This window comes from Ancylobacter crimeensis, from assembly GCF_023016805.1.
GTDB lineage: Bacteria > Pseudomonadota > Alphaproteobacteria > Rhizobiales > Xanthobacteraceae > Ancylobacter > Ancylobacter crimeensis.
Genome location: NZ_JALKCH010000006.1, coordinates 276385 through 297541 on the forward strand (window position 1 = coordinate 276385; position 21157 = coordinate 297541).

The 21157-nt window shown below is 69.2% G+C and carries 22 protein-coding genes; 8 read left to right on the forward strand and 14 right to left on the reverse strand.

The window, feature by feature from the left end; genetic code table 11:
- Nucleotides 1–10: 10 nt before the first annotated feature.
- Complete coding sequence (locus MWN34_RS11075) at nucleotides 11–1570, reverse strand: formate dehydrogenase beta subunit (RefSeq protein ID WP_247029216.1); 1560 nt, start codon at nucleotides 1568–1570, stop codon at nucleotides 11–13.
- Nucleotides 1567–2040 carry a formate dehydrogenase subunit gamma gene (locus tag MWN34_RS11080; protein WP_247029217.1) on the reverse strand — a complete coding sequence of 158 codons (474 nt, stop codon included), beginning with the start codon at nucleotides 2038–2040 and terminating at the stop codon, nucleotides 1567–1569. Before MWN34_RS11080 ends, MWN34_RS11075 begins: the two co-directional genes overlap by 4 nt.
- 251 nt (nucleotides 2041–2291) lie before the next feature.
- Here MWN34_RS11080 and MWN34_RS11085 point away from each other — a divergent pair, with 251 nt between their 5' ends.
- Entirely contained in the window at nucleotides 2292–3821 is a 1530-nt protein-coding gene (locus MWN34_RS11085) for a YifB family Mg chelatase-like AAA ATPase (protein ID WP_247029218.1), read from the forward strand.
- A 14-nt stretch (nucleotides 3822–3835) separates the two neighbouring features.
- Here the strand turns inward: MWN34_RS11085 and MWN34_RS11090 are convergent, their stop codons facing one another.
- The gene (locus tag MWN34_RS11090; protein WP_247029220.1) at nucleotides 3836–4729 is read right to left on the reverse strand and encodes a LysR family transcriptional regulator; all 894 of its coding nucleotides are present in this window, start codon (nucleotides 4727–4729) and stop codon (nucleotides 3836–3838) included.
- A 193-nt stretch (nucleotides 4730–4922) separates the two neighbouring features.
- On the opposite strand from MWN34_RS11090, the gene MWN34_RS11095 reads away from it, so the two are divergent.
- The 4 genes from MWN34_RS11095 to MWN34_RS11110 all read left to right on the forward strand — a co-directional run bounded on the left by MWN34_RS11095 (nucleotide 4923) and on the right by MWN34_RS11110 (nucleotide 8791).
- On the forward strand, nucleotides 4923–6242 hold the full coding sequence (locus tag MWN34_RS11095; RefSeq protein ID WP_247029384.1) for an MFS transporter: 1320 nt from the start codon (nucleotides 4923–4925) through the stop codon (nucleotides 6240–6242).
- A gap of 670 nt (nucleotides 6243–6912) precedes the next feature.
- Nucleotides 6913–7884: a l-ornithine N(alpha)-acyltransferase gene (olsB, locus tag MWN34_RS11100; protein WP_247029222.1), complete on the forward strand. Its 972-nt coding sequence runs from the start codon at nucleotides 6913–6915 to the stop codon at nucleotides 7882–7884.
- 130 nt (nucleotides 7885–8014) lie between these two features.
- Nucleotides 8015–8437 carry an Hsp20 family protein gene (locus MWN34_RS11105; protein WP_247029224.1) on the forward strand — a complete coding sequence of 141 codons (423 nt, stop codon included), beginning with the start codon at nucleotides 8015–8017 and terminating at the stop codon, nucleotides 8435–8437.
- A 66-nt stretch (nucleotides 8438–8503) separates the two neighbouring features.
- Nucleotides 8504–8791 carry a BQ00720 family protein gene (locus MWN34_RS11110; RefSeq protein ID WP_247029226.1) on the forward strand — a complete coding sequence of 96 codons (288 nt, stop codon included), beginning with the start codon at nucleotides 8504–8506 and terminating at the stop codon, nucleotides 8789–8791.
- Nucleotides 8792–8868: 77 nt separating this feature from the next.
- Here the strand turns inward: MWN34_RS11110 and gshB are convergent, their stop codons facing one another.
- The 3 genes from gshB to rsmI all read right to left on the reverse strand — a co-directional run bounded on the left by gshB (nucleotide 8869) and on the right by rsmI (nucleotide 11195).
- Nucleotides 8869–9816: a glutathione synthase gene (gene gshB / locus MWN34_RS11115; RefSeq protein WP_247029228.1), complete on the reverse strand. Its 948-nt coding sequence runs from the start codon at nucleotides 9814–9816 to the stop codon at nucleotides 8869–8871.
- 94 nt (nucleotides 9817–9910) lie between these two features.
- Complete coding sequence (locus MWN34_RS11120; RefSeq protein ID WP_425532091.1) at nucleotides 9911–10276, reverse strand: YraN family protein; 366 nt, start codon at nucleotides 10274–10276, stop codon at nucleotides 9911–9913.
- On the reverse strand, nucleotides 10266–11195 hold the full coding sequence (gene rsmI / locus MWN34_RS11125) for a 16S rRNA (cytidine(1402)-2'-O)-methyltransferase (RefSeq protein ID WP_247029232.1): 930 nt from the start codon (nucleotides 11193–11195) through the stop codon (nucleotides 10266–10268). The genes MWN34_RS11120 and rsmI overlap by 11 nt, the downstream gene beginning before the upstream one ends.
- 340 nt (nucleotides 11196–11535) lie before the next feature.
- Between rsmI and MWN34_RS11130 the strand changes: the two genes are divergently transcribed.
- Nucleotides 11536–12681: a penicillin-binding protein activator gene (locus MWN34_RS11130; RefSeq protein WP_247029234.1), complete on the forward strand. Its 1146-nt coding sequence runs from the start codon at nucleotides 11536–11538 to the stop codon at nucleotides 12679–12681.
- A 6-nt stretch (nucleotides 12682–12687) separates the two neighbouring features.
- On the opposite strand, the gene hemW is transcribed toward MWN34_RS11130, so the two are convergent.
- From hemW to rph, 3 genes are read right to left on the reverse strand one after another with little or no spacing between them, the layout of a single operon-like run.
- Nucleotides 12688–13890 carry a radical SAM family heme chaperone HemW gene (gene hemW, locus MWN34_RS11135; protein ID WP_425532094.1) on the reverse strand — a complete coding sequence of 401 codons (1203 nt, stop codon included), beginning with the start codon at nucleotides 13888–13890 and terminating at the stop codon, nucleotides 12688–12690.
- Nucleotides 13880–14527: an RdgB/HAM1 family non-canonical purine NTP pyrophosphatase gene (gene rdgB, locus MWN34_RS11140; RefSeq protein ID WP_247029236.1), complete on the reverse strand. Its 648-nt coding sequence runs from the start codon at nucleotides 14525–14527 to the stop codon at nucleotides 13880–13882. The genes hemW and rdgB overlap by 11 nt, the downstream gene beginning before the upstream one ends.
- Before the next feature lies 1 nt (nucleotide 14528).
- Nucleotides 14529–15242 carry a ribonuclease PH gene (rph, locus tag MWN34_RS11145; RefSeq protein WP_247029238.1) on the reverse strand — a complete coding sequence of 238 codons (714 nt, stop codon included), beginning with the start codon at nucleotides 15240–15242 and terminating at the stop codon, nucleotides 14529–14531.
- A gap of 189 nt (nucleotides 15243–15431) precedes the next feature.
- Between rph and hrcA the strand changes: the two genes are divergently transcribed.
- On the forward strand, nucleotides 15432–16532 hold the full coding sequence (gene hrcA / locus MWN34_RS11150) for a heat-inducible transcriptional repressor HrcA (protein ID WP_247029240.1): 1101 nt from the start codon (nucleotides 15432–15434) through the stop codon (nucleotides 16530–16532).
- A 136-nt stretch (nucleotides 16533–16668) separates the two neighbouring features.
- Nucleotides 16669–17277 (forward strand): nucleotide exchange factor GrpE, encoded by a 609-nt coding sequence (gene grpE, locus MWN34_RS11155; protein ID WP_247029242.1) that lies wholly within the window; start codon nucleotides 16669–16671, stop codon nucleotides 17275–17277.
- Nucleotides 17278–17325: 48 nt separating this feature from the next.
- Here the strand turns inward: grpE and MWN34_RS11160 are convergent, their stop codons facing one another.
- The 5 genes from MWN34_RS11160 to hisF all read right to left on the reverse strand — a co-directional run bounded on the left by MWN34_RS11160 (nucleotide 17326) and on the right by hisF (nucleotide 21135).
- Nucleotides 17326–18279 carry a hypothetical protein gene (locus MWN34_RS11160; RefSeq protein ID WP_247029244.1) on the reverse strand — a complete coding sequence of 318 codons (954 nt, stop codon included), beginning with the start codon at nucleotides 18277–18279 and terminating at the stop codon, nucleotides 17326–17328.
- A gap of 43 nt (nucleotides 18280–18322) precedes the next feature.
- Nucleotides 18323–18946, reverse strand: coding sequence for an alpha-ketoglutarate-dependent dioxygenase AlkB family protein (locus MWN34_RS11165; RefSeq protein ID WP_247029245.1), 624 nt, complete (start codon nucleotides 18944–18946; stop codon nucleotides 18323–18325).
- Between the two features lie 4 nt (nucleotides 18947–18950).
- Nucleotides 18951–19910, reverse strand: coding sequence for a type I pantothenate kinase (gene coaA, locus MWN34_RS11170; protein ID WP_247029246.1), 960 nt, complete (start codon nucleotides 19908–19910; stop codon nucleotides 18951–18953).
- A gap of 95 nt (nucleotides 19911–20005) precedes the next feature.
- Nucleotides 20006–20350: a phosphoribosyl-ATP diphosphatase gene (locus tag MWN34_RS11175; protein WP_247029247.1), complete on the reverse strand. Its 345-nt coding sequence runs from the start codon at nucleotides 20348–20350 to the stop codon at nucleotides 20006–20008.
- Nucleotides 20347–21135, reverse strand: coding sequence for an imidazole glycerol phosphate synthase subunit HisF (gene hisF / locus MWN34_RS11180; protein ID WP_247029248.1), 789 nt, complete (start codon nucleotides 21133–21135; stop codon nucleotides 20347–20349). Before hisF ends, MWN34_RS11175 begins: the two co-directional genes overlap by 4 nt.
- Nucleotides 21136–21157: the final 22 nt, after the last annotated feature.

Below are 21157 nucleotides of genomic sequence, written 5' to 3' on the forward strand. Positions count from 1 at the left end.
TGCGTCCTCCTCACTCGGCGGCTTCGAGGGTGCGCGGGGCGGCACCGAAATCTTCGGGGAAGTGCTTGAGCGCGCTCATCACCGGATAGGGCGTGAAACCGCCCAGGGCGCAGAGCGAACCAAGCTTCATGGTGTGGCAGAGGTCGGTGAGCACCGCGAGATTGGCCTCGCGCCGCTCGCCCCTCATGATGCGGTCCATCAGTTCCACGCCGCGGGTCGAGCCGATGCGGCAGGGCGTGCACTTCCCGCAGCTTTCGACGGAGCAGAACTCCATGGCGAAGCGGGCCATCTTGGCGAGGTCCGCGGTGTCGTCGAACACCACGATGCCGCCATGGCCGATCAGCGCGTCGCGCTTGGCGAATTCCTCGTAGTCGAAGGGCAGGTCGAAGTCCCAGGTCGGCACATAGGCGCCGAGGGGGCCGCCCACCTGCGCCGCCTTGACCGGGCGGCCGGAGGCGGTGCCGCCGCCGATGTCGTTGATCAGCTCGCCGAGCGGGATGCCGAAGGCGGTCTCGAACAGGCCGCCATAGCGCACATTGCCGGCGATCTGGACCGGCATGGTGCCGCGCGAGCGTCCCATGCCGAAATCGGCATATTTCTGCGCACCGTCGGCGAGGATGTGCGGGACCGCGACGAGCGAGAGCACGTTGTTGATGACGGTCGGCTTCTGGAACAGGCCCTTGTGCGCCGGCAGCGGCGGCTTGGCGCGCACCGTGCCGCGCCCGCCTTCCAGGCTGTCGAGCAGCGCGGTTTCCTCGCCGCAGACATAGGCGCCGGCGCCCATCCGCACTTCCATGTCGAAGGAGTGCTGGCTGCCGGCGATGTTCACGCCCAGCATGCCGTGCTGCCGGGCGACCTCGATCGCCTTGGCCATCGCGGCGATGGCGTGGGGATATTCCGAGCGGGTGTAGACGAACCCCTTGGTGGCGCCCACCGCGAGGCCGGCGATGGTCATGCCCTCGATGAGCTGGAAGGGGTCGCCCTCCATGATCATGCGGTCCGCGAAGGTCCCGCTGTCACCCTCGTCGGCATTGCAGACGATGTATTTGCGGTCGTCCTTGGCATCGGCGACGGTCTTCCACTTGATCGCGGTCGGAAAGCCTGCGCCGCCGCGGCCGCGAAGGCCGGACTTCTTCACTTCCTCGATGATCTCGGCCGGGCCGAGCTGGAGCGCGCGCTCCAGCCCCTTATAGCCGCCGAGGCGGCAGTAATCGGTGTAGGAGGCCGGGTCGATGATGCCGCAGCGCGCGAAGGTGAGGCGCGTCTGCTTCGCCATGAACGGATGCTCTTCGGGCTTGCCGATGCGCAGCTCATGCGCGCCGCCCTGGAACAGGCCCGCAGCCACGAGGCCATAGACGTCGTCCTCGGTCACCGGACCATAGCCGATGCGCCCGTCGGCGGTCTCGACCTCGACGAGCGGCTCCAGCCAGAGCATGCCGCGCGAGCCGGTGCGCACGATCTCGATGGCGGTGCCGGTCTTGCGGGCGGCGGCCTCGATGGCGGCAACCACCTCGTCGGCGCCGCAGGCGATGGCGCAGGCGTCCTTGGGAATGAACAGGCGAACGGTCACGACTGCGCCTCCGTGATCAGGGCCTCGAGGCGGCGCTCGGTGAGGCGGGCGACGATGCGCCCGTCGAGCATGGCGGAGGGAGCGGTGGCGCACAGGCCGAGGCAGTAGATGGGCTCCACCGTCACGCGGCCGTCGGCCGTGGTTTCGCCGAGCTTGCAGCCGAGGCGATCCTCGGCATGGGCGGCGAGCGCGTCGCCGCCGGCGGCCTGGCAGGCCTCGGCGCGGCAGAGCTTCAGCACATGACGCCCGGCGGGCTCGTGGCGGAAATCGTGGTAGAAGGTGATCACGCCGTGGATCTCGGCGCGCGACTGATTGAGGGTTTCGGCCAGCATCGGGACCACCTCCTCCGGCACATGGCCGAAGGTTTCCTGGATCCCGTGAAGCATCGGCATGAGGGGGCCTTCGAGATGCGCGAACTCGTTGATCACCTCGCGGGCACGCGCCTCACTCCAGGGCTCGTAATGCGGCATCTCTCTCCCGGCCTTCTTTTAAAATTTTCCAAGGACACCATGAAGCTTCCTTGAAACTGAATCAATTCGGGACTTCCGTGCTGCAATAGAAAAATTCTATCGTGAACACGGCGGACGCTGCGTCCGTCGCGCCTCCGGTCGAAGGAACCAATCCCCGGGCCGCCGATCCGTTCCACTCCTGTTCTTGACGAAGCGGCAGCGGCCCTTAAGCTGGCGGTATTGGAAGCAGGCACTTTCCCAGGCAGGCAGGCATGGTTCAGCGCGTGGCGACGGTCGCGTTCGAAGGGGTGGAGGCGCGCCCGGTCGACGTGCAGATCCAGGTCGCGCCGGGCCTGCCGGCGTTCAACCTGGTCGGCCTCGCCGACAAGGCGGTGAACGAGGCGAAGGAGCGGGTGCGCGCCGCTCTCATTGCCTCCGGTCTTGCCCTGCCGGCGCGGCGCATCACCGTGAACCTTGCGCCGGCCGATCTTCCCAAGGAAGGCAGTCATTACGACCTGCCCATAGCGCTCGGGCTGATGGCGGCGATCGGCGCCATTCCGGCCGACGCGCTGGACGGCTACACCGTGCTCGGCGAGCTGGCGCTGGACGGGCGGCTGGCCCCGGTGGCCGGCGTGCTGCCGGCCGCGATCGGCGCGGACGGGCGCGGCCACGGCCTCATCTGCCCCGCCGCCTGCGGGCCGGAGGCCGCGTGGGCGAGCCCGGACCTGCCGATCCTCGCCGCGTCGACGCTGATCGAACTGGTGAACCATTTCGCCGGCCGGCAGGTGCTGGAGCGTCCGCATCCCGAATTGACGAAGGGCGAAGCGCTGCTGCCCGATCTCGCAGATGTGAAGGGACAGGAAAGCGCGCGGCGCGCCTTGGAGATCGCCGCGGCCGGTCGGCACAACCTGCTGTTCATCGGCCCGCCCGGCGCCGGCAAGTCGATGCTGGCGCAGCGCCTGCCCTCGATCCTGCCGCCGCTCGGCCCGGCGGAGTTGCTCGACGTGTCGATGATCGCCTCCGTCGCCGGCACGCTGGAAGGCGGTGCGCTCACCGCCCGCCGGCCGTTCCGCGCGCCCCACCATTCGGCCAGCATGGCGGCGATGGTGGGCGGGGGCATGCGGGCGCGGCCCGGCGAGGTGTCGCTGGCCCATAACGGCGTGCTGTTCCTCGACGAGCTGCCGGAGTTCCAGCCGGCGGTGCTCGATTCGCTGCGCCAGCCGCTGGAGAGCGGGCAGGCGGTCATCGCCCGCGCCAACCACCGCGTGGCCTATCCCGCCCGATTCCAGCTCGTCGCGGCGATGAACCCCTGCCGCTGCGGCCATGCCGGCCAGCCCGGCCACACCTGCCGGCGCGGACCGCGCTGCGCCATCGATTACCAGGCCCGGCTGTCCGGCCCGCTGCTGGACCGCATCGACCTGCATCTGGAGGTGCCGGCGGTCTCCGCCGTCGATCTCGTGCGTCCGGCCCCGACCGAGAGCAGCGCCGCCGTCGCCGCCCGGGTGGCGCAAGCCCGTGCCTTGCAGGCCGCGCGGTTCCGCGCGCTCGGGCGGCCCGACCTGTCCACCAATGCCGAGGCGAACGGTCCGCTGCTCGACGCCATCGCCAGCCCCGACGACGCCGGCACCGCGCTGCTGGCCGACGCCGCCCGGCTGATGCGGCTGTCCGCGCGCGGCTATCACCGCGTGCTCAAGGTCGCCCGCACCCTCGCCGACCTCGCCGGTGCCGAGACCGTAGGCCGCGCGCATCTCGCCGAGGCGCTGGCCTATCGGGCGAGCGCGGACCGCCAGGCGGCGGCGTAGCGATCCGCCGCCCCTTACGCCCGGAACAGCCTGAAGATCGTCGCCCGCAGCCATTGATGCAGCGGATCGGCGTCCATCCGCGGGTGCCAGGTCAGCGCGACGGCGATCGAGGGCGTGGCGACCGGCAGGTCGAACAGCGCGATCCGGTCATCCGGCGCCGGCCCGCAGAAAGAGCGCGGCACCAGCCCGACCAGATCCGAAGCCGCGACCACAGCGAGCACCGCCTGATAGGTCGGCACCACCAGCCGCACCATGCGAGTGAGGCCCAACAGCGCGAGCGCCTCGTCGACCGGACCGGTGAAGCGGGCGTGCCGGGACGCGACGACATGCTCGCAGGCGGCATAGTCGCCGACCGCGACCGGATCCGGGCCCAGCAGCGCGTGGCCCCGCCGCACCGCCCCCACGAACCGGTCCCGGAACAGGATGCGCCCGCGCAGCTCGGCGGCCTCCCCGCCCACCACGCCGATATCGAGATCGACATCGGCATCCCGCAGCGCCTGGATGTTCTTGTCGGGCTTCGGCACGAAGCGCAGCCGCAGGCCCGGTGCCGTCGCGGAGATCGCCGCGCTGAGCCGGGCGGCGTGGAGCAGCACGAAGGCGTCATTGGCGCGGATCGCGACGTCGCGCTGCACCCGGCCGAGGTCCAGAGCCGGCGGCGGCGACAGCACCTCGCTCACTGCTGCCGCCAGCCGGTGCACCTCGTCGGCGATGGCCTCGGCGTGGGGGGTGGCGACCATGTCGCGGCCGGCGGGCACCAGCAGCGGGTCGCCGATCGTCGATCGCAGCCGCGACAATGTTCGGCTCATGGCCGAGGTGCTGAGGCCGACGCGACGCGCGGCGCCGGTCACGCTGCGCTCCCGCAGCAGCGCGTCGAGCGCCCGCAAAAGATTGAGGTCTACATCGATCATCGCGCACCGAGGCTAGATACCCATGCCGTTATACGCAAGCATGGGTTTTCATCTGTGCGTCTGGTGCAACCATCCATGCGGGGGTATCCGTCCGGTCATGGAACAGCGCACGCCGACACCGACGACCGATGCCCCCCATGCAGCCCCGTTCGAAGACGGGCTGCCCTCGCCGCGGCGCCATCTCGCCGTCGCCGTGCTGCTCATGGCGCTGATCCTCGTGGTGCTGGACGGCGCGATCGCCAATGTCGCGCTGCCCTCCATTGCGGCCTCGCTCAATGCCGACGCCAGCCACACCGTGTGGGTCGTCTCGAGCTATCAGCTTGCCGTGCTGGTCGCGCTGCTGCCCTGCGGCGCGCTGGGCGAGATCTTCGGGGCGCGGCGGGTCTATCTCGCCGGCGTCGTGCTCTTCGTGCTGGCCTCGGCGGGCTGCACCTTCGCCGGCAGCCTGCCGGTGCTGGTCGCCGCCCGCTTCGTCCAGGGGCTGGGCGGCGGCGCGATCATGGCGCTGGCGGCGATGAACCTGCGCCTCGCGGTGCCGCAGCGCATGCTGGGCACCATCATCGGCTTCAACGCCGTCACCGTCGCGGCGTCGTCCGCGGCTGGCCCGGCCGTCGCCGGGGCGATCCTGTCGGTCGCGCACTGGTCCTGGCTGTTCGCCGTCAACATTCCGCTCGGCCTCGTCATCCTTGCCGGCGGGCGGGCCCTGCATGCGCGACCGGGCAGCCGGAAGCGCATCGACGCGCTGACCCTGCTCCTCAACACCGCGATGTTCGTGCTGCTGTTCTGGGGAGCCGACCGGATCGCGGAGGCCCCGCTGCAGAGCGCGGCCCTGATCGCCGCCGCGCTCGCCTGCCTCGGCGCCATCCTGGCCCGCGAGCGCGGCAACCCAGCCCCCATCGTGCCGACCGACCTCCTCGCCTCGCCGGCCTTCCGCATCGCCGTCATCGCCTCGGTGATGTGCTTCGCCGGCCAGATGCTCAGCTATGTCGCTCTGCCCTTCTATCTTCAGCATACGCTCGGCATGAGCCCGGGGCTGGCCGGCCTCTACATGATGCCGTGGCCGATCGCGACGGTGATCATGGCGCCGATTTCCGGCCGCCTGTCCGACCGGATGGGCACAGCCTGGCTGTGCACCTGCGGCGGCACGCTGTTCGCAGCCGGGCTGCTCGCCGTGGCGCTGCTGCCGGCCGATCCCTGGCACCTGGTCTTCCTTCTGGGAACCGTGGCGGCGGGTGCCGGCTTCGGCACCTTCCAGACCCCCAACAACCACATCCTGCTGCTGTCGGCGCCGAAGCACCGCAGCGGCGCGGCCGGCGCGATGCAGGGAACCGCCCGCCTGACCGGACAGACGCTGGGCGCCATTTCCATGTCCGTCATCTTCCAGACCGTGGCGTTGGGCCCGGCACCGAAGATTGCCCTGTTCATCGCCGGCCTGTGCGCAGTCGCGGCGGCGCTGGCGAGCTTCACCCGGCTGCGCTTCGACAGGACAGCGGTGCCGGACAGCGGGGAATGACGGCAAGGCGGCCACTCTGCTCCTCATGAGGACGGATTGAAAATGCCGGCTCTTCCCGCTCTCGGCAGTGTGGGAGCGCCCAGCACGCCGAATCAGCGCGCGGGAAGCCGTGTCGGGAGCCGGGAATCATCCTCACGGTGTCGGATGTCGTCCCGTCCATCGTGTCGCCGTCGCGTGGGGTCGCTCTTCCGCGCCCGGCTCCCGGCCTGCCGCGCGAGAGCGAGGACCCGCGGCTCCAGATCGCGGCAGGCGGCCGGGAACCTTGCAGGCCGGCCAACCGGCTGAGCCCTTGCGCGCCGGTGGGGTGGATAGGGCGGTCGAACCCGTCGTTCGGACGGCGCCGGAGCCGAGGTCCCGCCTACCGCCCGCGACGACGCGCCGGTATCGTCCGCGCTGCGGCGCCACGCGCTGTCACATGCGCGTCGGAGAGCTGTGTTCCTGTCCTTGCGTCGGGAACCGCTGGCCCTGATGATCGGGTGGGTTCGTCGAACCGTTCCGCTTTTCGGGATTCCTTGCGATGACGCATCCTCGTGCCGGCGACACCATCGGGCCCCTGGCGGACGTTCTCCCGGCGCAGGGCGCATCCGCCCACACACATGCTCCCACCATCGTTGCCCCTAACCTCCTTGCCGCCCACGCTTTTGCCGCTCAGGAGCATGCCGCGCGCAGGATGGAAGAGCGTGCCCCGCAGGCACCGCGCGCGGTGCCGTTCCGGCAGATGTTCACGCCCGCCCACCTCAAGCCGCTGATTGGCCAGACCCTGGTGACCCTGAAGCCGACCCGGCTCGCCCCGGCGCTGCGCTCCTATTCGGGGCTGCGCTACCGGGAGAGCCGGCGCGCCGCCGGGCCGGCGAGCCTCGGGCAGATCGGCCCGCTGGAAGTGCGCCTCGCCTGCTCCGCCGCCGAGGTGCGCCGGGCCCAGCGCCTGCGCTACGAGGTGTTCTTCGAGGAAATGTCGGCCGTTCCGGCCCCCGCCGCCCGCCTTGCCCGCCGCGACTTCGACCGCTTCGATGCGGTGTGCGACCATTTGCTGGTGCTGGACCATGAAACCGCCGGCGAGCCGAAGGTGGTCGGCACCTATCGGCTGCTGCGGCAGGACATCGCCGACCGCCACGCCGGCTTCTACACCGCCGGCGAATTCGCCATCCGCGCGCTCATCGCCCGCCATCCGGGCCGGCGCTTTCTGGAACTCGGCCGCTCCTGCGTGCTGAAGCCCTACCGCACCAAGCGCACGGTGGAGCTGCTGTGGCACGGCATATGGGCCTATGTGCTGCGGCACGGGGTCGACGTGCTGTTCGGCTGCGCCAGCCTCGAGGGCACCCGCCTCGCCCCGCTCGCCCAGCCGCTCGCCTTCCTGCACCATTTCGCGCGCGGCGAAGAGGAATGGAACGCCGCGGCGCTGCCCGCCCGCGCGGTACCGATGGACCTGCTGCCGCGCGAGATGATCGACCAGCGCGCCGCGCTCAATGCCTTGCCGCCCCTCATCAAGGGTTATCTGCGGCTCGGCGCGCAGATCGGCGAGCACGCGGTGATCGATCACGCCTTCGGCACGACCGACGTGTTCATCTGCCTGCCGATCGAGCGTATCAACCCGCGTTATCTCGGCCATTTCGGCATCAATGCGGAGCGCCACGCGGCCTGAGGCGGCCCTCGCGCCGGCACGCTTTGCCGGCCCCTTGCGCCCTGTCGAGACCCCTCCCATATCCCGTGCGTCCGGGGTGCCTTGTCAGGGCCCCGGCGAAGCAAAGTCGCTTCACGAGGACTTTGGGACCATGTCGCGTATTCCCTCTTTGTCGAGCCCCTTCCTGCTCGGCTTCGACGAGGTCGAGCGGACCCTGGATCGCGTCGTCAAGGGGTCGGATGGCTATCCGCCCTACAATGTCGAGCGCCTCGCCCCGGGCGGCGAGCCGGAACGGCTGCGGATCACGCTGGCGGTGGCCGGCTTCACCCGCGAGCAGCTCGACGTGACGGTGCAGGAGAAGGAACTCGTGATCCGCGGCCGTCAGGCCGAGGATCCCGACCGTATCTTCCTGCATCGCGGCATCGCCGCACGGCAGTTCCAGCGCACGTTCGTTCTGGCCGACGGCATGAAGGTGCTGGGTGCCGACCTGCGCAACGGCCTTCTGTCCGTTGATCTGGCGCGGCCGGAACCGGAACGGGTCGTCAAACGTATCGAGATAGCGACCGACGATTGAAACATCCCGGCCGGGCCTCTCCGGGAGGAGGGGAACGGGCCGCGCGGGATAGAGAGGGAGCCGATTATGACCAGCCAGTTCGCATTCCACGGCACGCCCGCCTCCAACGAGGTCGCCGGCGCGCTGTCCCGGGAGGATTTCGCCAGCCTCGGCGGCGGGCAGGTCGCCTATGTGCGTTCCATCCGCTCGGAGGACGTGCCGGGGATGTTCCCCCAGGCGCCGGAGATCGCACCCGGCATCGAGCTCTTTACCCTGCATGCCGCCGACGGCACCCCGATCGTGCTGACCGACAGCCGCGAGGCGGCGATCGCCAGCGCGCTGCAGAACGAGCTGGAGACGGTCGGCCTGCACTGACCGTCCACCACACTGCACTGATCGGACCACTGGTTTTCGAAGGCATCGGCCTTCCCGCGGCCGGTGCCTTCTGCATTTCAGCGCGCGGCGCGCTTCGCCTCGATCACGTCCCAGATCATCGCCGCGATGTCCGGCCCGCCGAGCCGGCGAATGGCGCGGATGCCGGTGGGGGAGGTGACGTTGATCTCGGTGAGATTGCCGCCGATCACGTCTATCCCCGTGAAAATCAATCCCTTTTCCCGCAGCGCCGGACCCAGCCGCTCGCAGATCTCGCGTTCGCGCGGCGAGAGGTCCGTTTCACGTGCAACACCCCCACGCACCATGTTGGAGCGCAGATCGCCCGCGCTCGGCACCCGGTTGACCGCGCCCGCAAAGACACCGTCCACCAGGATGATGCGCTTGTCGCCGTCACTGACTTCGGGAAGGAATTTCTGCACCACCCAAGCCTCACGGAAAGTGGTGGCGAACAGGTCGTAGAGCGAGCCGAAATTGAGATCGTCGCCGGTGAGACGGAACACTGCCGCCCCGCCATTTCCATAGAGCGGCTTCACCACGATGTCGCCCTGCTCCGCCCGGAACGCCTTGATTTCCTCGAGGTCGCGGGTGATCAGCGTCGGCGGCATCAGGTCCGGGAATTCGGTGACGAAGATCTTCTCCGGCGCATTGCGCACATGGCCGGGATCGTTCACCACCAGCGTCTTCGGGTGCACCCGCTCCAGCAGATGGGTCGCGGTGACATAGTTCATGTCGAAGGGCGGATCCTGCCGCATCAGCACGACATCGAAGCTGTCCAGCCGCACGCGCTGCTTCTCGCCCATGGTGACATGGTCCCCGGCGACATCCCGCACGCTGATCGGCTGGACGGTTGCATAGACTTCGCCGTCGCGCATCGCGAGGCGATCGGTGGGGTAGTAGGAGAGAGCATGGCCGCGGGCCTGCGCTTCCAGCAGCAGGGCGAAAGTCGAATCGCCGGCGATGTTGATCCGGTCGATCGGGTCCATCTGGACAGCGACGTTCAGCGTCATGGGAGAAGCCTGGAAAATGCGCCCGGCCGGGCTGGGTGAGGTCGCTTCCTGTTTAGTCGCTTGCGACCCATTCCGCCATCGCCGCGCAACCGCGTCACTCCGCCTCGAACGCGCCCTCGATGTGAACCGGTGGCCGATCCGGCGCGACCAGCACGACATCGAGCCGCATGTCGAGGCCGGCGAGGTCCGGATGGGCGGCGGCGAAGATCTCGGCCGCACCGACGATGCGCCGGCGCTGGCGCGGCAGGATGGAATAGGCGGCGCCGGCAAGGCTCGAACGTGCCTTCACCTCGACGAAGACCAGCAAGTCGCCTCGCCGTACGATGAGGTCGATCTCGCCGAGCGGGGTACGGACCCGCCGCGCGATCTCGGTGAAGCCCTGTTCCGCCAGCAACGCAGCGGCACGGCTCTCCGCCTCCACGCCGCGGTTGAAGGCGGCGCGTCGTCTCTCAACGCTCACGCGCGCCGCCCCGTGGCTCACGCGCGCCGCCCCGTGCGAGGGCCCGGGCATAGACCTCCCGCCGGGGCCGGCCCGTGGCTGCCGATACGGCGGCCGCAGCATCCTTCACCGAGAGCGTGCGCAGAGCCTCGTTCAGGGCAGCGTCGATCTCGTCGTCGCTGGCGACCGCCTCCTCAGGTGGCCCGATGACGAGCACGATCTCGCCCTTCGGCGCGCCGGCCGTCTCATAATGGGCGGCGAGATCGGGGAGTGCGGCGCGGCGCACCTCCTCGAAGGCCTTGGTGAGCTCGCGGCACACCGCGGCAGGGCGAGGCCCGAGGCCGGAGGCGAGATCGGCGAGGCTTTCGGCGAGCCGGGGCCCGGTCTCATAGAGCACCAGCGTCGCCGGCAGGGCCTTCAGCTCCGCGATCCGGCTGCGCCGGGCGCCGCTCTTTGGCGGCAGGAAGCCTTCGAAGAAGAAGCGATCGGTCGGAAGCCCGGCAGCGACGAGCGCGGCAAGGCTGGCCGAGGCACCCGGCAGCGGAAACACGCGGTAGCCAGCGTCGATCGCCGCGCCAACCAGCTTGAAGCCGGGGTCCGATACCAGCGGCGTGCCGGCATCGGAGACGAGCGCCACCGCGGCCCCTTCCGCGATGCGGGCCATCAGCCGCGGGCGCATGCTCTCGGCATTGTGCTCGTGATAGGCGACGAGCGGGGTCGCGATGCCGTAGCGGTCGAACAGCCGGCGGGTGATGCGGGTGTCCTCGCAGGCGACCACGTCGGCCCCGGCCAGCGTGCCGAGCGCCCGCAGGGTGATGTCGCCGAGATTGCCGATCGGCGTCGCCACCACATGAAGGCCTGGCGAGAGGCGCTCGGCCGGGATGATCTGGCCGGCGAGCTGGAAGGAGGGCGGGCGCAAAGGTGCATCGGTGCGGGTCATGGACATCGTTCTAAAGCCCTTTCCGATCGGGTGGAATCATCCGATCGACAGGAAGGCGCGCCAGATGCAAGCCATGGAGCGTTTTCCGCCCGCGTGAGCCTATCAACTTCGGCAGAACACGCTTGAGCGGCCTGCGCGATCTGCGTCGTGTCGCGCGGCCACAGTCCGGGCGGATTCCGGCCTGCAAGCCGCATTGCGCGCGGGGAACACTGGCAGAACGCCCCGGCGCTCCCTAAAAAGAAGAGAGCATCCGTATCCATGGGAGGCCATTCTGAATCCGTCCGCCTTCCTCGCCCGCGCCGCGCAGGTGCTGCAGCCGATCATCGCCGGTACCTCTTTCATGCTTCTCGCCGCCTGCGGCAGCACGATCGACAATCCGCCGCCCCAGGCCGGATTCTCGCCGGCTCCCGCCGCGGCGCCGGTCGCGCCCCAGCCCCAGCCGTCGAATGGCGGGGTCCGGGTTGCGCTGCTGCTTCCGCTCAGCGCGAGCGGCAACGCCGCGGCGGCGGCGCAGTCGCTGCGCAACGCCGCGCAGCTCGCCCTCGACGAGGTGAAGGGCGGCGGCCTCGATCTGGTGGTGAAGGACGACGGCGGCAACGCGCAGGGGGCGCAAGCGGCAGCACAGCAGGCGATCGACGAGGGTGCGCGCGCCATCATCGGCCCGCTCTTCGCGCCTTCGGTCGCCTCCGCCGGCCAGGTCGCGCGGTCGCGAGGCGTGCCGGTCATCGGATTCTCGACCGACACCAATGTCGCGACGCAGGGCGTCTACCTGCTCAGCTTCCTGCCGCAGAGCGACGTGCAGCGGGTGGTCCGCTTTGCCGCCAGCCGCGGCAGGCGGTCCTTCGCTGCGCTCATTCCCGCCAATGCCTATGGCAGCGTGGTGGAGGCCGCGTTCCGCGAAGTCGTTCCCACAGCCGGCGGCCGAGTCGTCGGGCTGGAGAAATACACGTCCGGCAATGCCGCCTCCTATGCCGATGCCGCCCGGCGCCTCGCGCCCAGCGCGGCGCAGGCCGACGCCATCTTCATTCCCGATGCGGGTGATGCGGTGCCGCAGGTTCTGGCGGCCCTGCAAAGCGCAGGCGTCAGCCTTGCCGGGAAGCAGCTCATGGGCACCGGGCTCTGGGACAATGCGAGGCTCGCCGCCAATCCGGCGGTTGCCGGCGGCATCTTCGCCGCCCCCGATCCGGCCGGCTACCGCGCCTTCGCCGAGCGCTACCGCGCCCGCTTCGGCAGCGCACCGGTCCGCACCGCCTCGCTGGCCCATGACGCGGTCTCGCTGCTCGCCGTCATCGTCGGCAGCCAGGGTCCGATGGGGATCAACGATACCGCGATCCAGAGCCCGTCGGGCTATACCGGGGTGGACGGCATCTTCCGCTTCATGAGCGACGGCACCAATCAGCGCGGCCTCGCCGTGCTTCAATTCGCCAACGGCACCAGCAAGATCGTCGATCCTGCGCCGACGAGCTTCGCAGGCGGAGGGTTCTGACGCACATCAGGCGGCAAGGTCCGCGACGATGGCGTCGAGGACCGGGAAGCCGAGCGGGGTCACGCGCAGCCGCTGGTCGGAAAGCTCCTCGACCAGCCCCTCGCTCACCAGAGCCGCGATGCGTGCAGCCGCGATCTCGCGGCCGGAGAGCCGGGCGAAACGCTCGAGCGAGATCCCCTCGCCGAGCCTGAGGCCCATCAGCAGAAGTTCGTCGCCCTGCTCGGCGCGGCTTAGCGTCTCGTCGAGCACAATGCCGTGCCCGGCACGCTCCACGGTCTCCAGCCACCCCTCGGGCGCGCGCTGGATGACGGTCGCGCGGCGGCCCTCGGGCGTGTCGAGCCGGCCATGGGCGCCGGGGCCGACGCCGGCATATTCGCCATAACGCCAGTACAGCAGGTTGTGCCGGCTCTCGGCACCCGGCCGGGCGTGATTGGAGATCTCATAAGCCGGCAGGCCCACGGCGCGGGTGGTTTCCTGCGTCACATCCCACAGGGCGCGGGCGACATCCTCATCCGGCGTCACCAGCTTCCCGGCCCGGTGCAATGCGGCGAACGGCGTGCCGTCCTCGATGGTGAGCTGGTACAGCGAGAGGTGCTCGCACCCTTCCTCCACCGCGCGCCGCAGTTCCGCCGCCCAGGCTTCGGGCGTCTGCCGCGGGCGGGCATAGATGAGGTCGAACGACACCCGCTCGAAGGCGGCGCGCGCCACCGCCACAGCGGCCAGCGCTTCGGCGGCGCTGTGCATCCGCCCGAGCGCCTTGAGCGAGGCGTCGTCGAGCGCCTGCACGCCGAGCGAGACGCGGTTCACGCCCGCCGCGCGATAGCCGCGAAACCGGCCGGCCTCGACGCTGGTGGGGTTGGCCTCCAGAGTCACCTCCGCCCGCGCATCGAGCGGCCAGGCCTCGTCGATCGCCGACAGGATGGCGCCCACCGTGGACGGCTCCATCAGCGAGGGCGTGCCACCGCCGAAGAACACGCTGGCGGTGCGCCGCTGCCCGGTCAGCCCGCGCAGATGCGCGATCTCGGCACGAAATGCGGCGACGAAGCGCGCCTGGTCCGGCGGCGCATGGCGGACATGGGAGTTGAAGTCGCAATAGGGGCATTTGGCGAGGCAGAACGGCCAATGCACGTAGACCCCGAAGCCGGGATCGAGCGGCGGCACGACCTCGCGGGCACGCAGGCTCTCCCGCCGCAGGGCGTCAGCCAAAATCGGCACCCAGACATGCCTCCGCGAGCGCCATGAAGGCGCGCGCGCGATGGGAAAGGCCCCGGCCGATCGGGGGCAGCCCGTGCTTCTCGGCACCACTCATCTCGCCGAAGGTGCGGGTGTGTCCGTCCGGCTGGAACATCGGGTCATAGCCGAAGCCGGCCGGCCCGCGCGGCGGCCAGACCAGCGTGCCCTCGACCACGCCTTCGAAATCCTCCACACGCCCGTCCGGCCAGGCGATGCACAGCGCTGAGACGAAATAGCCGCGCCGCTGGGCCGGGTCTTCGGCTTCGGCCTCGCGCAGCCCTTCCTCGACCCTGGCCATCGCCATGGCGAAGTCCTTGTCGGGACCGGCCCAGCGCGCGGTATAGAGACCTGGCGCGCCGCCCAGAGCCTCGACGCAGAGCCCTGAATCATCGGCAAAGGCCGGCAGCCCGGAGGCATTCGCCGCCGCGACCGCCTTGATCCGTGCGTTCTCGCCGAAAGTGAGGCCGGTTTCCTCCGGCTCGGGCAGATTCAGGTCGCCGGCGGAGACGGTCTCGATGCCATAAGGCGCCATCAACCCGCGCATCTCCTCCAGCTTTCCGGGATTGTGCGTGGCAATGACAATCTTGCCGGTCAGGCGCCTATGCTCGTTCATTTCAGGCTACTGCCAGCTTCTGCAGGTCGACGAGGCGGCCGACACCCTTGCGGGCGAGGGCGAGCATTGCATCGAACTCGGCTTCGGTGAAGGGTGTCTTCTCCGCCGTGCCCTGGATCTCGATGAAGCCGCCGGAGCCGGTCATCACGAAGTTGATGTCGGTATGGGCCTCCGAATCCTCGGCATAGTCGAGGTCGAGCCGGGGCTCGCCGTCGATGATGCCGCAAGACACCGCGGCAACGTTGTCGCGCAGCGGGATGGTCGAGAGCATGCCCCGGCTCTTCATCCAGGTCAGGCAGTCATGGAGCGCGACCCAAGCCCCGGTGATGGAGGCGGTGCGGGTGCCGCCATCGGCCTGGATGACGTCGCAATCCACCGTGATCTGCCGCTCGCCAAGGCGTTCCAGATCAACGATGGCGCGCAGCGAGCGTCCGATCAGGCGCTGGATTTCCTGGGTACGGCCGGACGGCTTGCCGGCGGTGGCCTCGCGGCGGGTGCGCTCGTGGGTGGCGCGCGGCAGCATGCCGTATTCGGCTGTCACCCAGCCACGGCCCTGGCCCTTCAGCCATGGCGGCAGGCGCTCCTCCAGCGTGGCGGCGACCAGCACCTGGGTCTCGCCGAACTTCACGAGGCACGAGCCCTCGGCATGGCGCAGCACGCCGCGCTCGAAGCTGACGGCGCGCATCTCGTCGGGGGCACGGCGGGACGGACGCATGGCAATTCTCCTCATTGACCGGCGGCCCTTGTACGTGGCTGGAGCCATGCGCTCAAGGCTTGTGGCGGCACGCGGCATGATGCGCTGCGATGCGCCGGGCCTTCCATCAGGTCGGCTCCCTTGAACGGACGGGCGGAAAGCCGAATAGTGTGAGGAATCGCAGACCTGTCGGAGCGGCACGCCCCTATCATGGCCCTTGACCCCCTCATCGCGTCGCGCGCGCCGGAACTCGCCCGGCTCGATGAACGCTCGCGCGAGATTTTCCGGCAGATCGTCGAAACCTATCTCGCCACCGGCGAGCCAGCGGGATCGCGTAACATCTCGCGGCTGATCCCGATGACGCTGTCGCCAGCTTCGGTGCGCAACGTGATGGCGGACCTCGAGGCGGCCGGGCTGATCTTCGCGCCGCACACCAGCGCGGGCCGACTACCGACCGAACGCGGCCTGCGCTTCTTCGTCGATGCGCTGCTGGAGATCGGCGACGTCTCGGAAGATGAGCGCCGTTCGATCGAGGCGCAGGTGCGCGCCGCCGCACGCGGCAAGACGGTCGAGGGCGTGCTGTCGGAAGCCTCGACGCTGCTCTCGGGCCTGTCCCGCGGGGCCGGGGTGGTGACTACCACCAAGAGCGATGCGCGCCTCAAGCACATCGAATTCGTCGCGCTCGACCCGAGCCGGGCATTGCTGATCCTGGTATCGGAGGACGGTGAGGTCGAGAACCGCCTCGTGCCGCTGCCGCCGGGCCTTCCGGCCTCGGCGCTGGTGGAGGCGACCAATTTCCTGAACGCCCGAACCCGTGGGCGTACCCTTGCCGAGTTGCGCGGCGAGGTGGAGCGAGCGCTCGCGGCGCGCCGGGCCGAGCTGGACGAGGTCACCGCGCGCGTGGTCGAGACCGGGCTCGCCAGCTGGTCGGGCGGCGACAAGGCCGAGCGGCGGCTGATCGTCCGCGGACAGGCCAAGCTCCTGCACGACCTGAGAGCCATCGAGGATCTCGACCGCATCCGCCTGCTGTTCGACGACCTCGAATCCAAGCAGGAAGTGGTCGACCTGCTGGGTCGGGCCGAGGAGGCTCAAGGGTTGCGGATCTTCATCGGCTCGGAGAACAACCTGTTTTCGATGTCCGGTTCCTCCACCATCGTCGCGCCCTATCGCGACGGCGCGGGGCGCATCGTCGGCGTGCTTGGCGTCATCGGGCCGACCCGCCTGAATTATGCGCGGATCGTGCCGATGGTGGATTTCACCGCGCGGGTGGTGAGCCGGGTGCTCGGCGGACCAGGCGCCGACGCAGCATGAAGCGTGCCCCCATCTGCTCCAAAACCGCCATCGCGGCTTGATTTTTCGCCCGTACGACCCGATATGGCGACCGACCGCACGGCTGAACGCACGCTATCGTGAAGCCGTCCCGGATCTCGACTTTCACGAGGTATCCATGACCGAAGAAACCCGCAACCCGGCGGAAGAGCCCGAAACCGCGGCAACGCCGGACGAGGCAAGCCCGGCAACCGATGCGGCCGGGGAGATTCGTGAGGAAAAGGAGCGTCTCGAAGCTGAGGTCGCGAGCCTGAAGGACAAGTTCCTGCGCGCCTATGCCGAGGCCGACAATGTGCGCCGCCGCGCGGAACGCGAGATTGCCGACGCCAAGGTCTACGGCATCACCAGCTTTGCCCGCGACGTCCTGACCTTCTCCGACGATTTCGAGCGCGCTTTGGGCGCGATCGACGCCGAGGCGAAGGCGAAGGCCGAGGGGGCGCTGAAGACGCTGTTGGACGGCATCGAGATCACCAGCCGCTCGCTCGCACAGACGCTGGCCAAGCACGGCGTCACGCGGATCGAGGCGGAAGGCGCCAGGTTCGACCCGAATCTGCATCAGGCCATGTTCGAGGTGCCGAACCCGGCGGTTCCGTCCGGCACCGTAGTCCAGGTGATCCAGCCGGGCTACACGATCGGCGGGCGCGTGCTGCGGCCGGCGCTGGTAGGCGTTGCCAAGGGCGGCCCGAAAGCTCCCGCCTCGGAAGAGGCCGCGAACAGCCCCAATTGACAATGGCCGGCGGCTGCCCGCAGGGTGCCGCCGGAGCTACCCGGCGCCTCAGCGCAGCTGCACGCCGTCGCGCGCCTGCCGCAGCTCGGCGAAGCTGGCGTCGAAGCCGTCCGCCGGGGCGACACCGACCATGCGGATGAAGCTGGTGCGGCCGAAGCTGATCCACTGCGCCACCTTCATCGGTGCCTCGTTGCGGATGTTCACCGCGCTCGCCACCATTTCGACCCCCGGCGATCCGTTGATCCGCAGCGGGCCGCCGCGATCGACATGAAGGTCCTTCACGCCCGGCACGCCCGCGATGGAGCGTTTCGACAGGCTCTCGCGATCCTCCTCCCGAATATCGCCCTGCGCAATCGAGACGATGAAATAGGGCTGGCTGCTGGCGCCGACATCGTCGCTCGGCCCCTTGGTGGCCAGCACCGTCTTGGCTCCGAAGACCTTCACCACCCGATAGCCGTCCGGCAGCGACAAGGTGAACGGCAGGCGGGACAGACGCTCCAGATCGGACGGCGGATCGCGAAACACCACGCTGCGCAGGGCGGTCTCGACCACGCTGTCGGGATAGATGTCGGCGGCGAGCTGCGGGAACTGCGCGGTGACAAGCGCCGCGCCCTTCTCCCCGCGCACCAGCATCAGCCATTTGCGCAGCGTAACCGGCCCGACATTCTGCGAGCCCTTGAGAAGCCACCCCTTCGCGCCGTTCGGCAGATCGACGTCGACGTGCTGGGCGATGGTGATGCCCTGCTTGGCCAGCATCTCGTCGGAGAAATTCTCCTTCACCTCGTCAAAGGCTGGCAGGGGAATGTCGGCGACGAGGATAGCTGATTTCGCCGCCCGGTTCTCAACGCCGGTCGGCCCGTCGGTGACCTCCACCATGCCCGCAGGCGGCACCAGCCCGGTATTGCCGTCGCCCGGAAAAACGGGGCCATCGGCGCGGGATATCCCGGTCTGGGCCAGAAAGGCAAAGGCAGCAACGAAAAGACCGATCCAGTAGTGGCGCATGACGTATCCCTGCTACGGCCGGCCACCTGTGCGGGGACCGGCTTCAGGCGGGACGCACCCGCCGCAGCGTGAGATTGATGCGTCCGCCCTGTTTCAACAAGGAGCTATCCGCCACGATTCGGTCGATACCGTGGAAGGCGAGACGGCTTGGCCCCGACAGCATGAGCACGTCGCCCGATGCGAGACGGATCGACCGGGTCGCTGCGGTGCGCGCCGTGCCGCCGATGCGGAACACTCCGGTATCGCCGAGCGAAACGGAGACCACCGGCGCGCCGAACTCCTCCTCGTCGCGGTCCTGATGAAGCCCCATCCGTGCGGCGGGGTCATACCAGTTGATGAGGCAGGCTTCCGGCGGGGGTGCGTCCGGGGCGAGTTGTGCCCACAGCGCTGTCAGGGTCGCGGGCATCGCCGGCCACGGCCGGCCGGATTCCGGGTGGAAAGGCTGATAACGATAGCCGGTCTCGTCCGACACCCACCCCAGCGAACCGCAATTCGACATCCGCACCGAAAACGGCTTGCCGGTACGCGGCATGCGGGGAACGAAGAGCGGCGCTTCCGTCAGGATCTGGCGCAGGGCCACCACCAGCGCTTCCTGGGCCGGCCGGTCGAACCAGCCTGGCCACCACAGGCAGCCCGGCACGACCTCGACCGGGGAAGGCGCTTCCATCACCTCAGAGCCGCCGCAGTGCGACCGCCTCGACCTGATGGTCGCCGCCCTTGCTCAGGATGAGGTCGGCGCGCTGACGGGTCGGGAGGATGTTGTCGCGCAGATTGACGAGGTTGATGGTGCGCCAGATGCCGCGCGCGGTGGCGTCGGCCTCCCGCGCGGAGATACCGGCATAGCGGTGGAAGTAGGCGGCGGGATCGCGGAACGCCGTCTCGCGCAACCGCATGAAGCGCTCGACGTACCAGCGCTCGAGAAGAGCCTCGTCGGCATCGATATAGATCTTGAAGTCGAAGAAGTCGGAGACGAAGGGAATCCCCTTGCCATCCTTCGGAGGGCGGCTGGTCTGCAGCACGTTCAGCCCCTCGACGATCAGAATGTCGGGCTGATCGACCTCGACCGTCTCGTTGGGCGTCACGTCATAGTTGAAATGGCTGTAGACCGGCGCACGTGCCGGCCGCTTGCCGGCCTTCACGTCGGTGAGGAAGTGCAGCAACGCCGGAAGGTCGTAGCTCTCCGGGAAGCCCTTGCGTTGCATCAGCTCTTCGCGTTGCAGCACCGCATTGGGCAGCAGAAAGCCATCGGTGGTGACAAGCGAGACCTTCGGCGTATTTGGCCAGCGCGCGAGCAGGGCCTGAAGCACGCGCGAGGTGGTGGACTTGCCGACCGCCACCGAGCCGGCCACGCCGATGATATAGGGCTTCTTGCCGCCCTCCTCGGGGCCAAGGAATTTCTGCATCGCGCGGAAGAGCTTCTGCGTCGCGCCCACATACATGGAGAGCAGGCGCGAGAGCGGCAGGTAGATCTCCTCGATGTCGTCCTGCGACAGCCGGTCGTTGAGACCCTGCAGCCGGCTGATTTCCTCGGCCGTCAGCGGCTGGGGGGTGTCGGCGCGCAGCGAAGCCCACTCGGCGCGCGAAAAATGGCGGAAGGGCGAAAGCACTCCCGTGTCGACCCTGGCTTCCATCGGCATGTTCCTCGCGGGGTCGCCCGGGCATTGCATCGCCGGGCGTTGGTCCACCGTATACCACAAGCCGGGCACGGGATGCGCGGCGAAAATGGCTAGCGGGCCGTGCGGCCGGCCTTTTCCTCCAGGCCCGACTGTGCCGTGCGCCGGGCAAGCTCCGCATAGACGTCATCGAGGGCAATGCCGCGGGCATGGAGCAGGACGGCGAAATGGTAGAGCAGATCGGCAGCCTCGGAAACCACCGCTTTCGAATCATCCTGCACGGCTGCGAGAGCGGTCTCGACCGCTTCCTCGCCGAGCTTCTGGGCGCATTTGACGACGCCTTTCTCCAGCAGCGTGCGGGTGTAGGAAGGTTTTTCGCCGGGTTTGCCGCCGGCGGCACGCTCGGCCACCGTGGCTGCGAGATCCTCCAGCGTCACGCGATCGGTCGGGTGGGTCATGGTTCCTCACCTCCCGTGGCCCGCACCGGCAGGCCGGCCTCGGCAAGGCGCTGCTTGGCGGCGCCGATGGTGAAGGTGCCGAAATGGAAGATCGAGGCCGCCAGCACCGCCGACGCTCCGCCATCGCGGATGCCCTCGACCAGATGGTCGAGCGTGCCGACACCGCCGGAGGCGATCACCGGTACATGCACGGCATCGGAGATCGCACGTGTCAGCGCGAGGTCGAAGCCCCTGCCCGTGCCGTCGCGGTCCATCGACGTCAGCAGGATCTCGCCGGCACCGAGCTCCACCACCTCACGGGCGTAATCGACGGCGTCGATGCCGGTGCGGTTGCGGCCGCCATGGGTGAAGATCTCCCAGCGCGGCGCCTCGCCCTCGGCCGACACCTGCTTGGCGTCGATGGCGACGACGATGCACTGCTCGCCGAACTTCTCCGCCGCCTCGCGCACGAAGGCGCGGCGCGACACCGCGGCGGTGTTGATCGAGACCTTGTCGGCCCCGGCATTGAGCAAAGCGCGGATATCCTCGACCTTCCGCACGCCGCCGCCCACGGTGAGCGGCATGAAGCACTGCTCCGCGGTACGGCTCACCACGTCGATCAGCGTGCCGCGGGCCTCGTGGCTGGCCGTGATGTCGAGGAAGCAGAGCTCGTCCGCCCCGGCGGCGTCATAGGCGCGGGCGGCCTCCACCGGATCGCCGGCGTCGCGCAGGTCGACGAACTGGACGCCCTTCACGACGCGGCCGTCCTTCACGTCGAGGCAGGGAATGACACGAACCTTGAGCATGGATGCGGCATCCTCGCTGTTC

Excerpts from the sequence above, each read along its gene's own strand:
- MWN34_RS11090 (WP_247029220.1), bottom strand. The coding sequence starts at position 4,729 with ATGATCGATGTAGACCTCAATCTTTTGCGGGCGCTCGACGCGCTGCTG.
- MWN34_RS11175 (WP_247029247.1), bottom strand. The coding sequence starts at position 20,350 with ATGACCCACCCGACCGATCGCGTGACGCTGGAGGATCTCGCAGCCACG.
- hisF (WP_247029248.1), bottom strand. The coding sequence starts at position 21,135 with ATGCTCAAGGTTCGTGTCATTCCCTGCCTCGACGTGAAGGACGGCCGC.
- coaA (WP_247029246.1), bottom strand. The coding sequence starts at position 19,910 with ATGGAAGCCAGGGTCGACACGGGAGTGCTTTCGCCCTTCCGCCATTTT.
- rsmI (WP_247029232.1), bottom strand. The coding sequence starts at position 11,195 with ATGACCCGCACCGATGCACCTTTGCGCCCGCCCTCCTTCCAGCTCGCC.
- rdgB (WP_247029236.1), bottom strand. The coding sequence starts at position 14,527 with ATGAACGAGCATAGGCGCCTGACCGGCAAGATTGTCATTGCCACGCAC.
- MWN34_RS11110 (WP_247029226.1), top strand. The coding sequence starts at position 8,504 with ATGACCAGCCAGTTCGCATTCCACGGCACGCCCGCCTCCAACGAGGTC.
- MWN34_RS11105 (WP_247029224.1), top strand. The coding sequence starts at position 8,015 with ATGTCGCGTATTCCCTCTTTGTCGAGCCCCTTCCTGCTCGGCTTCGAC.
- MWN34_RS11130 (WP_247029234.1), top strand. The coding sequence starts at position 11,536 with ATGCTTCTCGCCGCCTGCGGCAGCACGATCGACAATCCGCCGCCCCAG.
- MWN34_RS11165 (WP_247029245.1), bottom strand. The coding sequence starts at position 18,946 with ATGGAAGCGCCTTCCCCGGTCGAGGTCGTGCCGGGCTGCCTGTGGTGG.
- MWN34_RS11160 (WP_247029244.1), bottom strand. The coding sequence starts at position 18,279 with ATGCGCCACTACTGGATCGGTCTTTTCGTTGCTGCCTTTGCCTTTCTG.
- gshB (WP_247029228.1), bottom strand. The coding sequence starts at position 9,816 with ATGACGCTGAACGTCGCTGTCCAGATGGACCCGATCGACCGGATCAAC.
- MWN34_RS11080 (WP_247029217.1), bottom strand. The coding sequence starts at position 2,040 with ATGCCGCATTACGAGCCCTGGAGTGAGGCGCGTGCCCGCGAGGTGATC.
- MWN34_RS11085 (WP_247029218.1), top strand. The coding sequence starts at position 2,292 with ATGGTTCAGCGCGTGGCGACGGTCGCGTTCGAAGGGGTGGAGGCGCGC.
- grpE (WP_247029242.1), top strand. The coding sequence starts at position 16,669 with ATGACCGAAGAAACCCGCAACCCGGCGGAAGAGCCCGAAACCGCGGCA.
- rph (WP_247029238.1), bottom strand. The coding sequence starts at position 15,242 with ATGCGTCCGTCCCGCCGTGCCCCCGACGAGATGCGCGCCGTCAGCTTC.
- olsB (WP_247029222.1), top strand. The coding sequence starts at position 6,913 with ATGGAAGAGCGTGCCCCGCAGGCACCGCGCGCGGTGCCGTTCCGGCAG.
- hrcA (WP_247029240.1), top strand. The coding sequence starts at position 15,432 with ATGGCCCTTGACCCCCTCATCGCGTCGCGCGCGCCGGAACTCGCCCGG.